Source organism: Mesorhizobium sp. M7A.F.Ca.CA.002.09.1.1 (assembly GCF_003998555.1).
Classification (GTDB): domain Bacteria; phylum Pseudomonadota; class Alphaproteobacteria; order Rhizobiales; family Rhizobiaceae; genus Mesorhizobium; species Mesorhizobium ciceri.
The window spans coordinates 1-14,556 of sequence record NZ_RZRR01000036.1 but is presented as its reverse complement, the minus strand read 5'-3'; the positions used below and the strand labels follow the sequence as shown (position 1 = coordinate 14,556).

Here is a 14,556-nt window from a genome sequence, read left to right as displayed (position 1 = left end):
GGTGAAGGACGCGCTGTGGACGCCGGCGCACACAAGGCTTCTGAAGCGGGCGGCGAGCTACAGCCAGGTCGAGCGCATCCTGGTCAATCCGGGCATCAAGAAGAAACTCTGCGACACCGTCAGGGGCGACCGCGGCTGGCTGCGCAAGATCCGGCCGTTTTGGGGCCACGACTATCATTTTCACATGCGCATCGGCTGTCAGCCGGGATCCCCCGGCTGCAAGGCGCAGGAAGCGACGCCGGACGATGACGGTTGCGGCAAGCCATTGGCCTGGTGGTTCACGCAGGAGCCGTGGCGGCCCAACAAGAACCCGGATGCCCCCAAGGCACGCGACCTGATGACGATGGCGAACCTGCCGAGCGAATGCCGCGCCGTGCTCGACGCGCCGGGGCCGGCCTCGGCCGAGGCGGCGACCTATCATGGCGGCGGCGTGCCGGTCGCGGCTGCCGCACCCGAACCCGAAGCGCCGTCATTGTCCGCCACGCCGGCCGCCGCCGGCTTGCCAAGTACGGTGAACGCCTTCACGGCGACCCCCGAGACCGGCGTGCCGCTGCCGCGACCGCGGCCGCCAGGAAACTGACGGTCACGGCCCAATCGGTTCGGGGCCTTATTTTTGCGAAACCGTGTCGGTTTGGCCGCACAGCCGGCCTCAGCGCGCCGCCGGGGTCGAAAACCGTTTCCCTTTTCAAACCCATGCGCTAGTCAACGGAAGAACGGCTAGATGCCGTCGGTGGCGCCGGAGACGGACGAGAGCATGCCAGGCACAGGCGACGACGATACTTTGTTGCGGTTTCCGATCCTTATCGGCGACATCGGCGGCACCAATGCGCGCTTTTCGATCGTGCTCGACGCCAATTCCGAGGCAGGCGAGCCGACCATCGTCCAGACGGCGAACTACAACACCATCGACGAGGCGATCCAGGCGGCCGTGCTCGATCGCTCGTCGGTGCGTCCCAATTCGGCGGTGCTGGCGGTGGCCGGTCCGGTCGACGGCGACGAGATCGAACTGACCAACTGCCCCTGGATCGTCAAGCCGAGAAAAATGTTCGCCAGCCTCGGCCTGAGCGACATCGTCGTGCTCAACGATTTCGAGGCGCAGGCGCTGGCCGTCGTCGCGCTCGGCGAGGAGCACATGGAAAAGATCGGCGGCGGCACGCCGGAGCCCAATGCCGGCCGCGTCGTGCTCGGCCCCGGAACCGGGCTCGGCGTCGCCGGGCTGGTCCATGCGCTGCACCACTGGATACCGGTGCCCGGCGAGGGCGGCCATATGGACATCGGTCCGCGCTCGGCCCGCGATTTCGAGGTTTTTCCGCATATCGAGAAGCTGGAGGGCCGCATTTCGGGCGAGCAGATCCTGTGCGGACGCGGTCTGGTCAATGTCTATCGGGCGGTTGCCAAGGCGGACGGCAAGCCGTCGCCCTTCACCACGCCGGCCGAGATCACTGCCGCGGCACTTGCGAAAACCGATCCGGTTGCCGAGGAAGCGCTGGAGACCTTCGTCACCTGCCTTGGGCGCACGGCAGGCGACCTTGCTCTGGTGTTCATGAGCCGCGGCGGCGTGTTTCTCACCGGTGGCATCGCGCAGAAGATCGTGCCGGCGCTGAAAGCCGGCAATTTCCGTGCCGCTTTCGAGGACAAGGCGCCGCACAGCGCGATGATGCGCACCATGCCGGTGTATGTCATTACCCATCCGCTGGCCGCACTTCTGGGCCTTGCCGCCTATGCCAGGAACCCCTCGCTGTTCGGTGTCCAGACTTCGGGCCGGCGCTGGCGCGACGAAGTTAGTCACCCCGAGGCATAGGCAAGCTGGCTGCTTGGCGTTAAGAGGGGTGCCAAATTGCCCGGCCGCGGGAAGCGGAAATCTACGAAGCGCTCCAATTTGACATTTCAGCCCCCCAATTTGTCGAAACCCCGTGCGGGAGAGATCGTGGCGGTCATCCGCCGTATCCTCCAGGAAAATGGCCGCGACTATCGGGGGGCGTATGTTTTCACCATCCTCTGCCTGCTGACCGTGTCGGCGACGACGGCGCTTGCCGCCTGGATCATGAGTCCGGTCGTCAATCAGATCTTCTACGAACGGCGCGGCGACCTGATCCCATGGATCTGCGCCGCACTGCTCGGTGCCTTCATCCTGCGCGGCCTTGCCGGCTACGGCCAGGCGGTGACGATGGCCAGGATCGGCAACAATCTGGTGGCGCGCTATCAGCAGCGCATCTTCAACCATCTGATGAAGCTTGGCGTCTCCTTCTTCAACGACACAAGGTCCGGGCGGCTGGCCGCGCAGGTCAACGAGAACGTCAACGGCATTCGCGACCTGTTGTCGATGACGGTGACCTCGACCGCGCGTGATGCCGTCTCGCTGGTCGGCCTGGTCGGCGTGATGATCTACCAGGATCCGATACTCTCCTTGAGTTCGCTGCTGATCGGGCCGCCGCTGATCTGGACCGTCACCTATCTGATGCGCCGGGTGCGCCGCATCACGCGCGAATCGGTGCAGATCAACTCTCGGCTGATCGGCGCCATGCAGGAAGCCACGCAAGGCATCGCCATCGTCAAGGCCTTCACCATGGAGGACGAGCTGTCGCGCCGGATCAGCCAGCTAGCCGAGGATGCCGAGCAGCGGTCGAACAAGATCGCTCGCGTCTCCGAGCGGCTGACGCCGGTCTCCGAACTGCTGGCCGGCATCGCCTTCGCCAGCGTCATCGCCTATTCCGGCTACCGGGCCACCGTTCTCGGCCAGCCGCCGGGCGCGGTGTTTTCCTTCATCACGGCGCTGACGCTCGCCTATGATCCGGCCCGCCGTCTGGCGCGCATGCAGGTCGGCATGGAACGCGCGCTTGTGAATGCGCGCATGATCTACGAGCTTCTCGACATCGAGCCGCAGCAGAGCGACGCCCAAGGCGCCGCCGAGGCGAAATTCACCTCCGGCGAAGTGCGTTTCAACAACGTCTCCTTCCGCTATGTCGAGGAGGCTCCGGTGCTGCAGGATCTGAGTTTCGTCGCCGCGGCCGGCAAGGTGACGGCAATCGTCGGCGCTTCGGGCGCCGGCAAGACGACATTGGTGGCGCTGCTGCAGCGCTTCTACGATGTCGAGGCGGGATCGATCGAGATCGACGGCCAGGACATCTCGAAGGTCACCAAACAGTCGCTGCGCGGTTCCATCGCCTATGTCTCGCAGCAGCCCTATCTGTTCGAAGGCACCATCCGCGACAACATCCGCTACGGCCGGCTGAGCGCCACCGATGCCGAGATCGAACAGGCCGCGGGCCAAGCCGCGGCCGACGACTTCATTCGCCAGCAGCCGCAGGGCTACGACACGCCGGTCGGCGAGAACGGCGTGACGCTGTCCGGCGGCCAGCGCCAGCGCGTCTCGATCGCGCGGGCCATCGTGCGGCAGGCACCGATCCTTTTGCTCGACGAAGCGACATCGGCGCTCGACAACGAGGCCGAGGCTCGCGTCCAGCAGGCGCTGACAAAGGTCATGGAAGGCCGCACCACCATCGTCATCGCGCACCGGCTGTCGACGGTGGTCAATGCCGACCACATCATCGTCATGGAACAGGGCCGGCTGGTCGAGGAAGGCACGCACGCCTCGCTGATGGCCGATCCGCACAGCGTCTATGCCCGCTTCCACCGCATCCAGGGCGTCAAGGGTCTGGGGCTTGTCGACGACAGCGCGCCGATCCGGACTTCGGCGCAACGCCTGTCACAAGGCATCGACACGCAGAGCATCGCCGGGAGCACGACATGAGCGCCACGCCCGCAACCGACGGACCGGCAAATGATATGGGCCTGGTGGTGGTGGGCGCCGCCGGCCGCATGGGCCAGACGCTGATCCGTGCCATCCACTCTATATCAGGCGCGCGGGTCATCGGCGCGGTCGAGCGGGCGGATTCGCCGCATCTGGGCAAGGATGCCGGCGAGCTGGCCGGCATCGGCATCATCAACGTGCCGATCAGCGACGATCCGCTGCCGGTGTTCGCCAAGGCCGACGGTGTGCTCGATTTCACCACGCCTGCTTCGACGGTCGAATTCGCCGGCTACGCGGCGCAGGCGCGCATCGTCCATGTCATAGGCACTACCGGCTGTTCGACCGATGACAATGCCAGGATCGCGGCGGCGGCGCGCCATGCGACGATCGTCAAATCGGGCAATATGAGCCTCGGCGTCAATCTTCTGGCGGTGCTGGTCGAGCAGGCGGCGCGCGCGCTCGATGCCGACGATTTCGACATCGAGATCCTCGAAATGCACCACAAGCACAAGGTCGACGCGCCTTCGGGCACGGCGCTGCTGCTGGGTGAAGCCGCCGCCGCCGGGCGTGGTATCGAGCTCTCAGGCAACGACGTGCGCGTCCGCGACGGCCACACCGGGGTGCGCAAGACGGGCTCGATCGGCTTTGCCACGTTGCGCGGGGGCTCTGTCGTCGGCGACCACAGCGTGATGCTGGCCGGCACCGGCGAGCGCATCACCCTGTCGCACCACGCCGAGGACCGCGCCATCTTCGCCCGCGGCGCCGTCAAGGCGGCGCTTTGGGCGCGCGGCAAGAAGCCGGGACTGTATTCGATGCGGGACGTGCTCGGCCTCAGCTGAGCCGGCCTGATCCATAAACCTGAAGGAGCAAACATGTCGCGAACCCTCGTGCTCGTGCGCCACGGCCAGAGCGAATGGAATTTGAAGAACCTGTTCACCGGCTGGCGCGACGTCGACCTGACCGAACAGGGCCACGCCGAGGCCAAGGCCGCCGGGCAAAAGCTCAAGGCGCGCGGCCTGAAATTCGACATCGCCTTCACCTCCGCGCTGATCCGGGCGCAAAAGACATGCCAGCACATCCTCGACGCGGTCGGCCAGGGCGACCTGAAGACCATCCGCGACCAGGCGCTCAACGAGCGCGACTATGGCGACCTCTCCGGCCTCAACAAGGACGACGCCCGCAAGAAATGGGGCGAGGAGCAGGTGCATGTCTGGCGCCGCTCCTACGACGTGCCGCCGCCTGCCGGCGAGAGCCTGAAGGACACCGGCGCCCGCGTCTGGCCCTATTACCTGCACGATTTGCAGCCGCATGTGCTGCGCGGCGGCACCGTGCTGGTCGCCGCGCACGGCAACTCCCTGCGCGCGCTGATCATGGCGCTCGACGGCAAGTCGGGCGAGGAGATCGTCAAGCTGGAACTCGGCACCGGCGTGCCGGTCATCTACCAGCTCAACGCCGATTCCACCGTCGCTTCCAAGGAAGTGCTGGACGACTGAGCCGGCGAACGGAGCACCTGCGAAAAAAGCGCGTTGACAGCAATCGCTTGCCCGCTTACATGAGCCCGCACCAGCCCAGATGGCGGAATTGGTAGACGCGCACGGTTCAGGTCCGTGTTCCGCAAGGAGTGGAGGTTCGAGTCCTCTTCTGGGCACCAAATTCCCGTTTCGAACCACTTGACGGTTCAGAAACTTAGAGAAAAAAGCCCGGTTCGTCCGGGCTTTTTCTTTTCAGCCAACCTCCCCTTCCGGCCAGTCCCCTCACAAACCGCTTCAAACTCCGCGGCCGCTTCGCTACGCTCAAAACCATGGCTCAATCCACCAACCCGATCTTCGGTGCCCGCCGCGACCAGGCGTTCCCCACGCTGGCCGAGGTGGACATCGACCGCATGCGCCGGTTCGGCGAGGCCAGCGCCTATGCAGCCGGCGAGCACATCATCGAAGCCGGCGATGTGGCGCCCGGCCTGATCGTCGTGCTGTCGGGTAGCGTGGACATCACCCAGGACGGCGGGCTCGGCCGGCGCGAGACGATCGTCACGCACGGCCCGGGCAGCTTTGTCGGTGAGCTGGCGCAGCTTTCGGCCCGTCCCTCGCTGGTGAATGCGCAGGCCGCCGAGCCGGTGGAGGCGTTCGTCATCGCCTCGCAACGACTGCGCGACCTGATGGTGCAGGAGGCCAATCTCGGCGAGCGCATCATGCGGGCGCTGATCCTGCGCCGCGTCGGGCTCTTGGAGAGCGCCACCAGCGGGCCGATCATCATCGGACCCCAGGACAATGCCGACGTGTTGCGGCTGCAGGGTTTTCTGGCGCGCAGCGGCCAGCCGCACCGCGTGCTCGATTCCGACAGCGATCCCTGCGCCAAAACCCTGGTCGAACGCTTCGAGGTCGATCCGCACCACCTGCCGATCGTGCTCTGTCCAAACGGCAGGCTGCTGATGAACCCCGGCGAAAAGGACCTCGCCCGCTGCGTCGGCCTGTTGCGCCCGATCGATGCCGATACGGTGTATGACGTGGCCATCGTCGGCGCCGGCCCGGCAGGGCTGGCGGCGGCGGTCTATGCGGCATCCGAAGGGCTGTCGACGATCGTGCTCGATTGCCGTGCCTTCGGCGGACAGGCCGGCGCCTCCTCGCGCATCGAGAACTATCTCGGTTTCCCGACCGGCATCACCGGCATGGCGCTGATGGCGCGCGCCTACAACCAGGCGCAGAAGTTCGGCGTTGAAATGGTCATCCCGGACGAGGCGAAGCTTTTGAGCGCGGCCACCGACACTTCAGGCGCCCGCTATCTGCTCGATGTCGGTGACGGCGAGACCGTGCGCACGCGCAGCGTGGTGATCGCCAGCGGCGCGCGTTATCGTCGCCTCGACATCGCCGATCTGGCGCGGTTCGAGGGGACGTCCGTGCACTATTGGGCGTCGCCCATCGAAGGCCGGCTTTGCGCGGGCCAGGAAGTGGCGCTGGTCGGCGCCGGCAATTCGGCCGGGCAAGCGGCTGTCTACTTGGCCAGTCATGCGCGGAAGGTGGCGCTGCTGGCGCGCGGCGGCAGCCTCGATGCCAGCATGTCGCGCTACCTGGTCGAGCGCATCCGGGCGCAGCCGAACATCGAGGTGCTGACCGGGACCGAAATCGAGGCGCTGGACGGCGAAGAGGGCAATCTTGCCACGGTGCGCTGGCGCAACCGCGCCAGCGGCGCGGAAACGACGCGCCCGATCCGCCATCTCTTCCTCTTCATCGGCGCCGATCCGAACACCGATTGGCTGGCCAACTGCGATGTCGCGCTGGACGCCAGGGGTTTCGTGCGCACCGGATCGGACATAGGATCGGCGCAGATGGAGACGAGCCGCAGCGGCGTGTTCGCCATAGGCGATGTCCGCGCCGGTTCGGTCAAACGGGTCGCGGCGGCTGTCGGCGAAGGCGCCCAGGTGGTCGCGGCTCTGCATGCCTACCTCGCGCGCGGCAACGCCGACACATTTCGAATGGCCGGGAGACCATGATGGATGAATGCAGACATACGCGCGACATCAGGAAGGTCACGCCGAGCGCGCTCGGCTGCGAGGAATGCCTGAAGAGCGGGTCGCAATGGGTGCATCTGCGGCTGTGTCGTACCTGCGGCCATGTCGGCTGCTGCGACGACTCGCCCAACCGCCACGCCACCAAGCATTTCCACGCCATCAAGCATCCGATCATCGAGGGCTACGATCCGCCCGAAGGCTGGGCATGGTGCTATGTCGACGAGGTGTTTGTCGACCTCGGCGACGATGTGACCCCGCAGAACGGTCCGATCCCGCGCTTTGTTTGAGCGCCCTGGAGACGCCGAAGAAGAGCCCGGTTCGCCCGGGTTTTTCTTTGTCCAGCATTACGCGCTCGATGCCCGACTGTCCGCAAACTGACAGCCTACCCGTTCCAGTGTCCTGCCAGCTCACGATCATCCGAGCCCGACAAAGCTTTGACATGATCGCGGCTAGTTTAGAAACATTCAAAACTGGAAGGCTCGCATGCACCCCACCTATACAAGCGCGCAAAAAGCCATTCACTGGGCGGTGTTTCTGCTGGTCATCGGCCTTTATGGCTTGACCTATGTGGAAGAACTTTTTCCGCGCGGCGATCCCGGCAGCGCGCTCGTCTGGTGGTTCCATATTTCGTTCGGGCTGCTGTTGTTTGCGCTGGTCGTCATCCGCGTCGGCCTGCGCCTGATACTGGGAACGCCAGGGCTGCCGACGGAAATGTCGGACCTTGAACGATGGGCGGCCAAGATCGCGCATCTGCTGCTCTATGCGCTGCTGGTGACCATTCCGGCTCTCGGCATCCTGCTGACTTGGTATAGGGGCGACGCCTTGAGCTTCTTCGGCCTCTTCACCATCCCGGCCCCGGTATCGCCCGACCGCGACACGGCCCGGTTCATCAGGGAACTGCACAGCCTGTGCGCCAATTCGATCCTCATCCTCGCCGGAGTGCACGCGGCCGCGGCGCTATGGCATCATTTCATCCGCAAGGACGACGTGCTCAAGCGAATGCTGCCGGAAAGCACGCTCTCCTGGAGCAAGTCCGGGAAAGTGTGAAGTGGTTTCCCAGGAAAAGCGCATGGCGCCTTCCCTCGTTGATCGGGAGGGCCTTTCCCTCGACCTTCTTTTTTCTTCAGAAGGCGCTCTCCCCGAGAGGGCTAACGCCGACCGATAGCGCCTACCGCACGGAGCCGGTGACGGTCGGGTCGATCATGCTGGGAACCGACTTGCGTTCGTTTCCGGCAAGCGCCGCTATGATAAGCAGGCTGGCAACCACCGGGACAAACAGGATGGCAACGCGAGCCTGCACGTAAAATATGGCGCGCCATTCATTGCGCTTGTCGGGGCTGTTGCTCATCATACTCACTTTGTCGGCCCCCCGGGCCGTGACATAGAAGCTAACGGTTAAACAACTCCTTCCGACTTCGTTAACCTGGCGGATTTGAGGCGAAATTCCCACGCGATCCCCAAGATGGCGATCCCGGGCTTCAGTTGAGCCCGATGCGGCTGGCGCCCTGCCGGAACAGCGCTACGGCATCCGGTTCGAAGCGAAAGGTGCCGATGAAATCGTCGGCGCAATAGTCCGGCCTTGTCTTGCGGATGGCGGCGGCGAAGCCGCGCGCCTCGTCGAGCCGTCCGGCCAGCGCCAGGCAGTGCGCGGCGATCGCCAGTATGATGGCGTGGGCGTTGGGCCGCGCCGCCGCCTTCAGCGCCCATTCGGCCGCCTCCTCAAACTGGCCGAGCCGGACATGCGCCATGGCGCGTGCGCCCAGCATGCCGAACAGCAGCGGGTCGAACGGGCTGAGATGGCGCGAATGATCGGAAGAGCCTATCGCCGCTCGCGGGTCGCCCGACTGCGAATGCACGAAGGACAAAGCGTAGTGGCCGAGCGCGAAGTTGGGGCTGAGATCGACCGCCCGCTCGAGTTCGAGCAGCGAGCCGTCCTGCTCGCCGCGCAGCCACAGCGCCCGGCCCATCGCCCAATGGGCGGCCGGATTGTGGTCGTCGACCAGCAGGCTGTGGCCGGCGCTCTCGAAGGCCAGCGCGCTTTCGCGGTCGCGATCGCCCCAGCGCTGGAAGGCGTTCTGCCAGTGGGTGAAGGACAGGCCGGCATAGGCACGGGCGAAGGTCGGGTCGAGCTGCAAGGCCTGGGCAAAGAAATGCCGCGCCTGCTCGTTTTCGGCCTGGGTGAAGCGGTACATGTGCCAGAGGCCGCGATGGTACGCCTCCCAGGCGTTGAGCGAGCTGGGCGCCTTCAGCATGGCGCGGTTGCGCTCGACCGTTTCGATCTCGGCCGAGATCGAGGAGACGATGCTGTTGCCGATGTCGTCGAGCACGGAAAAGATGTCATCGGGCCTGCGCTCGAAGGTCTCGGCCCAGACGATCCTGGCGCTGCGCACCTCGATCAGCTCGACGCTGACGATGAGGCGGCCGGACGGGCTGCGCACCGTGCCGGTGGCGACATAGTCGACATTCAGCCGGCGGCCGGCATCCTCGGGCGCGATGTTCTGCTCTGCCAGCGCAAACACCGATCCGCGCGCGATGACGAAGAAATCCCTGAGCTTGGCCAGGCGGGTGATGATGTCGTGGGTGAAACCGTCGGCCAATCCGCCGCGCGTGCCGCCGCTCTCCTCGACAAACGGCATCACCGCCAGCGAAGCGTGGCTGGGCTCGACCGGGCCGGGTGCGGTGGGCATGGTGGCCACCAGTGGCGATAGCGTGGACAGGCAGGCCGTTCGAAGCGAGGTGCCCGACTGTCGGTCACGGATCGCCCGCCAGGCCGCGCGAAGCGGTGCGAAATCGAGCTCCTCCGACCGAAACAATCGTTCCGCCGCGGCCAGATGCTCTTCGGCCGCGCCGACCTCGCCGCGCCCGGCCAGATTGGACAGCAACGCCAGATGTCCGCACGTGTCGAACGGCGCCAGTTCCACCCATGTGTCGAGATGGGCGATCGCCTCGTCACTATAAGCCGGCAGGCTCGCGACAAGGCGTTCCAGCACGGCGGCATGGCAAGCGCTGAAGCGGCGGCGCTGCGCGATCAGCCAGCTGTTGAAATGCGGGCTGCGCTCGAGCTCCAGCCCGTCGAGGAAATCGCCGGCAAACAGTCCGGCCAGCACGCGCAAGCGCTCGACGTCAAGCGTGCCGATCCCTTGCGCGGCGGCGCGGCTGACCTCCAGCACATCGACCAGGCAATCGTCGAGATCGAGTGCGACCGTATCGCCTTGGGTGGAGACCCGGCGCCGGGCCGGCATGTCAAGCGCGCCGCGCAGCTTGCTCAGGCACCAGCGCAGTTCGCCCCTTGGGTCGTTCGGCACATCCCACAACAACTCGCACAGGCGACTGCGGCTGACCGGATGCGGCGCCAGCGCCAGATAGGCGAGCAGCGCGCGCAGCTTGCGTGACGCGGGCAGGGCAACCGGAGCGCCGTCGCGGGAGATCATCAGCGGTCCGAGCAGGCGCACGGAAAGGACCGGCATGTCGCCGTCCGGCCTCGATCGAGTGGATTCCACGTGCGTTTCCACGCCTGCTCCCACGCTGGCCTGTCGGCCTCTCCTGTATCACCAAACACGACACGGCGCATCCGGCAGCGGATATCAGCGCCGGATACGGGCATTGCCGCTGTGCGGCATGTCAGTCCTAGCGCGGCAAGGTCACCAAACCTCGCCGCCCAGCCCGCCGGTTTGTAACCGGCCCGTGAAGACAAAACGCGATGACAATCAAGGAGACCAAGATGTTGCAGCAGCAGAAGATCAGAACCACGGCCGGGCGCGGCCGCCTGTTCGACAGCATTCTCGACACCGTCGGCGACACGCCGGTGGTTCGCATCAACAATCTCGGACCGTCCCACGCGACGATCTACGTCAAGGCCGAGTATTTCAATCCCGGCGCCTCGGTGAAGGACCGGCTGGCGCTCAACATCATCGAGGAGGGCGAGCGCAGCGGGGCGCTGAAGCCGGGCCAGACGGTGGTCGAGGCGACCAGCGGCAACACCGGCATTGGCCTCGCCATGGTCTGCGCGCAAAAGGGCTATCCGCTGGTCGTCACGATGGCCGACAGTTTTTCGGTCGAGCGCCGCAAACTGATGCGCATGCTGGGCGCCAAGGTGGTGCTGACGCCGCGCGCAGAAAAAGGTTTCGGCATGTACAAGAAGGCGGTGGAACTGACCGAGGCCAATGGCTGGTTCCTTGCCCGCCAGTTCGAGACGACCGCCAACGCCGCCATCCACGAGGCAACGACGGCGCGCGAGATCGTCAATGATTTCGCCGGCTCGCGGCTTGATTGCTTCGTCACCGGCTATGGCACCGGCGGCACGGTGGTGGGCGTGGCGCGCGTGCTGCGCCGCGAGCGGCCGGAAACCCGCATCGTGCTGTCCGAGCCGGCCAACGCGCAGCTCGTCGGCAGCGGCAAGGTCCAGCAGCGCGGCGTCGATGGTGCTCCCGCCGCCAGCCATCCAGCCTTCGAGCCGCACCCGATCCAGGGCTGGACGCCGGATTTCATCCCCAACGTGCTGCAGGAGGCGATCGACACCAGCCTCTATGACGAGGTGATGCCGATCGCCGGGCCCGAGGGCATCAAATGGGCGAGGGAATTGGCGCGCAAAGAGGGCATCTTCACCGGCATTTCCGGCGGCGCGACCTTCGCCGTGGCACGGCAGGTCGCGGAGGAGGCGCCGGCCGGTGCGGTGATCCTGTGCATGCTGCCCGACACCGGCGAACGCTACATGTCGACACCGCTGTTCGACGGCATCGAGGCCGAGATGGATGCCGACGAGACCGCCCTGTCGCGCTCGACGCCCGGCTGCCAGTTCCCGGCGGCTTGACGGGAGATCTGGTATGGACGCCGTGCAAGAAAACCTCGGCCTTTTGGCCGAGGAAACGCTCGATCCCCTGGACTGGGCCGATGTGCAGGCCCTGTCGCACCGGGTCATCGACGATGCGGTCGATTACCTCCGCGATGTGCGCGACCGCCCGGTCTGGCGGGAGATGCCGGCCGATGTGAGAGGGGCCTTCTCGGCGCCGCTGCCGCGCTCGCCGGCGCCGCTGGATGCGGTCTATTCTGAGGTGTCCCGCACGGTGATGTCCTATCCAATGGGCAACATCCATCCGCGCTTCTGGTCCTGGTATATGGGGTCGAGCAATTTCACCGGTGCGCTCGGCGATTTCCTGGCGGCAATCCAGGGCTCGAACCTCGGCGGTGGCAACCACGCCGCCGGGCTGATGGACAGCCAGGTGGTGAACTGGTGCAAGGAGATGCTGGGCTTTCCCGCTTCTGCCGGCGGCACGCTGGTCAGCGGCGGCTCGATGGCCAACATCATCGGGCTGACCGTGGCGCGCAACGTCAAGGCCGGCATCGACGTGCGCGAGCATGGTGTCGCCGCCATCGAAAAGCCGCTGCGCTTCTACGGCTCGGAGCAGATCCACTCGTGCCACCGCAAGGCGATGGAGGCACTTGGCCTCGGCAACCGGGCACTGCGCCGCATCCCGACCGATGCCGGGCTGCGCATCGATATCGCCGCCTTGCGGGCAGCGATCACAGAGGACCGCGCGGCAGGGTTCAAGCCGGCCTGCGTCATCGGTACGGCGGGCACCGTCAACACCGGGGCGATCGACGATTTGCAGGCGCTTGCGAAGCTGTCACATGAGGAAGGCCTCTGGTTCCATGTCGACGGCTGCATCGGCGCGCTGATCGCCATTGCGCCTGAGAATGCCCATCGCGTCGCCGGCATCGAACGGGCGGATTCGGTCGCGCTCGATCCCCACAAATGGCTGCACGCGCCGTTCGAAGTCGGCTGCGCCCTGGTCAGGGATGCCGCCGCGCATCGCGGGACCTTCGCGGTGACGCCGGAATATCTGGAATCGACGCCGCGCGGCCTCGCTTCCGGCGAATGGCTGCACGACTACGGCCTGCAGACGTCGCGCGGTTTTCGCGCGCTGAAGGTGTGGATGGCGCTGAAGGAGCACGGTGTCGAGAAATTCGGCCGCCTGATCGACCAGAACATTGCCCAGGCCGTCTATCTTGCCGGCTTGATCGAGGCCGCGCCGCGGCTGCAGCTGGCGGCATCGCCGACCGTCAACATCGTCTGCTTCCGCTATCAGCCCGGTCTGACAGGCGAGGCTCTGAAGGTGCTCAACACGGAGATCATGCTGCGGCTGCAGGAACAGGGCATTGCGGCCCTTTCGGACACCACGGTGCATGGCGAGCACTGGTTGCGCGTGGCGATCACCAATCATCGCACACGGCGCGAGGATCTCGACCTGCTGGTGCGTGAAACGGTGCGGCTGGGGCATGAGATCGCGACGCAGGGTTCCGCACCTTCCTAGTAGCGGGCAGGCATGCGATTCTGCCGCGGTGATTCGGGAGATCCAGGCCGTGACGCTGTTTCGTATGGTTGCACTGGCGGCGCTGGTCTTCACCGCCTCGGCGCAGGCCGCCGACATGGCCTTCTTCGTCAAGAACCTGCGCAAGGAAGCAGTCGCGGTCGAGCTGTTCAGCCGCGACCGCGAGACGGTCTGGCCGGGCAACGACAAGGTGTTCCTGATCGCCCCAGGGTCGCAGAAATCTGTGCCGTTCTCCTGCAATCAGGGCGAACATATCTGCTATGGCGCCTGGGCCGACGGCAATGACAGCCTCTCGGCCGGCGTCGGGCCGGACAATGACCAGCCTTGCGACACCTGCTGCTTCATCTGCGTCGAACACTCGACAGAGACGATCGATCTGGTGCCGTAGAGCGCGGAAGTTTTCGTTGGACCCAAATTAAGTCAGGGATCGGCTCGTCCGGTCCACTTCCGCGATTCAGCGCTGCGTGCGATGGTCGCCACGCGGCCGGGTGGGCCGCTTATTCAGGGGGTCACTCATGTTTCATATCTATGCGCGCCGCGTGCTGGCCGCGCTGTCTCTCCTCATGCTGCTCGTGCCGGCGGCGCGTGCCGACGATGTCACCTTTGCCATCAAGAACGGCCACCCCAACGCCATGCGCGTCGAACTCTACAGCCAGGATCGCGACTATGTCTGGCCGGGCGATGACAAGGACTTCTACCTCGACGACGGCGAGACCAAGCAGCTGCCGATATCCTGCAACGCCGGGGAATCGATCTGTTACGGCGCCTGGGTCGATGGTGACGAGGGCACCTATTGGGGCGTCGGCCCCGGCAACAAGGAAAAATGCGAGGATTGCTGCTATACCTGCAGCGGCGGCGAGACCGAGGAGATCGAACTGGTCCCCTGACCGGTTTGCCAGCTTGACGGTCTTCGGGCTGGAGCCATAGCCTGTGCAAATACCCAGCGCGCGCCGCCTCGAACTGTTCAGACG

General features: G+C 65.6%; 14 protein-coding genes and 1 tRNA gene. 13 read left to right on the top strand and 2 right to left on the bottom strand.

Translation table 11 applies throughout. The features are described 5' to 3' along the window. From EN994_RS03260 to EN994_RS03220, 9 genes are all read left to right on the top strand, one after another. Nucleotides 1-580, top strand: a 580-nt coding sequence (locus EN994_RS03260; RefSeq protein WP_206530370.1) for a penicillin-insensitive murein endopeptidase, incomplete at its 5' end; no start/stop codon positions are given. Nucleotides 581-754: 174 nt separating this feature from the next. Beyond that, nucleotides 755-1,801, top strand: a complete 1,047-nt coding sequence (locus EN994_RS03255; protein WP_027161200.1) for a glucokinase — start codon at nt 755-757, stop codon at nt 1,799-1,801. Nucleotides 1,802-1,879: 78 nt separating this feature from the next. Further along, a complete protein-coding gene (locus EN994_RS03250) occupies nt 1,880-3,751 on the top strand; it encodes an ABC transporter ATP-binding protein (RefSeq protein WP_024502175.1) in 1,872 nt (623 codons plus the stop codon). After that, nucleotides 3,748-4,590: a 4-hydroxy-tetrahydrodipicolinate reductase gene (gene dapB / locus EN994_RS03245; RefSeq protein WP_013528616.1), complete on the top strand. Its 843-nt coding sequence runs from the start codon at nt 3,748-3,750 to the stop codon at nt 4,588-4,590. The genes EN994_RS03250 and dapB overlap by 4 nt, the downstream gene beginning before the upstream one ends. Before the next feature lie 33 nt (nt 4,591-4,623). Beyond that, on the top strand, nt 4,624-5,244 hold the full coding sequence (locus EN994_RS03240; RefSeq protein ID WP_013528615.1) for a 2,3-bisphosphoglycerate-dependent phosphoglycerate mutase: 621 nt from the start codon (nt 4,624-4,626) through the stop codon (nt 5,242-5,244). A 73-nt stretch (nt 5,245-5,317) separates the two neighbouring features. Further along, nucleotides 5,318-5,402: transfer RNA gene (locus tag EN994_RS03235), tRNA-Leu, on the top strand. 150 nt (nt 5,403-5,552) lie between these two features. Further along, entirely contained in the window at nt 5,553-7,238 is a 1,686-nt protein-coding gene (locus tag EN994_RS03230) for an FAD-dependent oxidoreductase (RefSeq protein WP_063169661.1), read from the top strand. After that, the gene (locus EN994_RS03225; RefSeq protein ID WP_063169662.1) at nt 7,235-7,543 is read left to right on the top strand and encodes a UBP-type zinc finger domain-containing protein; all 309 of its coding nucleotides are present in this window, start codon (nt 7,235-7,237) and stop codon (nt 7,541-7,543) included. The genes EN994_RS03230 and EN994_RS03225 overlap by 4 nt, the downstream gene beginning before the upstream one ends. A 196-nt stretch (nt 7,544-7,739) precedes the next feature. After that, on the top strand, nt 7,740-8,303 hold the full coding sequence (locus EN994_RS03220; RefSeq protein WP_063169663.1) for a cytochrome b: 564 nt from the start codon (nt 7,740-7,742) through the stop codon (nt 8,301-8,303). A gap of 121 nt (nt 8,304-8,424) precedes the next feature. Here EN994_RS03220 and EN994_RS03215 read toward each other — a convergent pair whose 3' ends face one another. Together EN994_RS03215 and EN994_RS03210 are read right to left on the bottom strand one after the other, a co-directional pair. Continuing rightward, nucleotides 8,425-8,607 (bottom strand): hypothetical protein, encoded by a 183-nt coding sequence (locus EN994_RS03215; protein ID WP_013528612.1) that lies wholly within the window; start codon nt 8,605-8,607, stop codon nt 8,425-8,427. A gap of 127 nt (nt 8,608-8,734) precedes the next feature. Next, nucleotides 8,735-10,723 (bottom strand): adenylate cyclase, encoded by a 1,989-nt coding sequence (locus tag EN994_RS03210; RefSeq protein WP_013528611.1) that lies wholly within the window; start codon nt 10,721-10,723, stop codon nt 8,735-8,737. A gap of 254 nt (nt 10,724-10,977) precedes the next feature. On the opposite strand from EN994_RS03210, the gene EN994_RS03205 reads away from it, so the two are divergent. The 4 genes from EN994_RS03205 (at nt 10,978) to EN994_RS03190 (ending at nt 14,472) form a co-directional block, all read left to right on the top strand. Further along, nucleotides 10,978-12,066 (top strand): pyridoxal-phosphate dependent enzyme, encoded by a 1,089-nt coding sequence (locus EN994_RS03205; RefSeq protein WP_127307396.1) that lies wholly within the window; start codon nt 10,978-10,980, stop codon nt 12,064-12,066. Nucleotides 12,067-12,079: 13 nt separating this feature from the next. Next, nucleotides 12,080-13,567 carry an aspartate aminotransferase family protein gene (locus tag EN994_RS03200; RefSeq protein WP_063169664.1) on the top strand — a complete coding sequence of 496 codons (1,488 nt, stop codon included), beginning with the start codon at nt 12,080-12,082 and terminating at the stop codon, nt 13,565-13,567. A 49-nt stretch (nt 13,568-13,616) separates the two neighbouring features. Continuing rightward, nucleotides 13,617-13,973, top strand: coding sequence for a hypothetical protein (locus EN994_RS03195; RefSeq protein ID WP_024502169.1), 357 nt, complete (start codon nt 13,617-13,619; stop codon nt 13,971-13,973). Between the two features lie 127 nt (nt 13,974-14,100). Then, on the top strand, nt 14,101-14,472 hold the full coding sequence (locus EN994_RS03190) for a hypothetical protein (protein WP_063169665.1): 372 nt from the start codon (nt 14,101-14,103) through the stop codon (nt 14,470-14,472). The last annotated feature ends 84 nt before the right edge of the window (nt 14,473-14,556 follow it).

Bases quoted from the DNA above. Each gene is read 5' to 3' on its own strand.
- EN994_RS03200 (WP_063169664.1), top strand. From the start codon at position 12,080: ATGGACGCCGTGCAAGAAAACCTCGGCCTTTTGGCCGAGGAAACGCTC.
- EN994_RS03230 (WP_063169661.1), top strand. From the start codon at position 5,553: ATGGCTCAATCCACCAACCCGATCTTCGGTGCCCGCCGCGACCAGGCG.
- EN994_RS03225 (WP_063169662.1), top strand. From the start codon at position 7,235: ATGATGGATGAATGCAGACATACGCGCGACATCAGGAAGGTCACGCCG.
- EN994_RS03190 (WP_063169665.1), top strand. From the start codon at position 14,101: ATGTTTCATATCTATGCGCGCCGCGTGCTGGCCGCGCTGTCTCTCCTC.
- EN994_RS03205 (WP_127307396.1), top strand. From the start codon at position 10,978: ATGTTGCAGCAGCAGAAGATCAGAACCACGGCCGGGCGCGGCCGCCTG.
- EN994_RS03210 (WP_013528611.1), bottom strand. From the start codon at position 10,723: ATGCCGGTCCTTTCCGTGCGCCTGCTCGGACCGCTGATGATCTCCCGC.
- dapB (WP_013528616.1), top strand. From the start codon at position 3,748: ATGAGCGCCACGCCCGCAACCGACGGACCGGCAAATGATATGGGCCTG.
- EN994_RS03255 (WP_027161200.1), top strand. From the start codon at position 755: ATGCCAGGCACAGGCGACGACGATACTTTGTTGCGGTTTCCGATCCTT.
- EN994_RS03220 (WP_063169663.1), top strand. From the start codon at position 7,740: ATGCACCCCACCTATACAAGCGCGCAAAAAGCCATTCACTGGGCGGTG.
- EN994_RS03240 (WP_013528615.1), top strand. From the start codon at position 4,624: ATGTCGCGAACCCTCGTGCTCGTGCGCCACGGCCAGAGCGAATGGAAT.
- EN994_RS03215 (WP_013528612.1), bottom strand. From the start codon at position 8,607: ATGATGAGCAACAGCCCCGACAAGCGCAATGAATGGCGCGCCATATTT.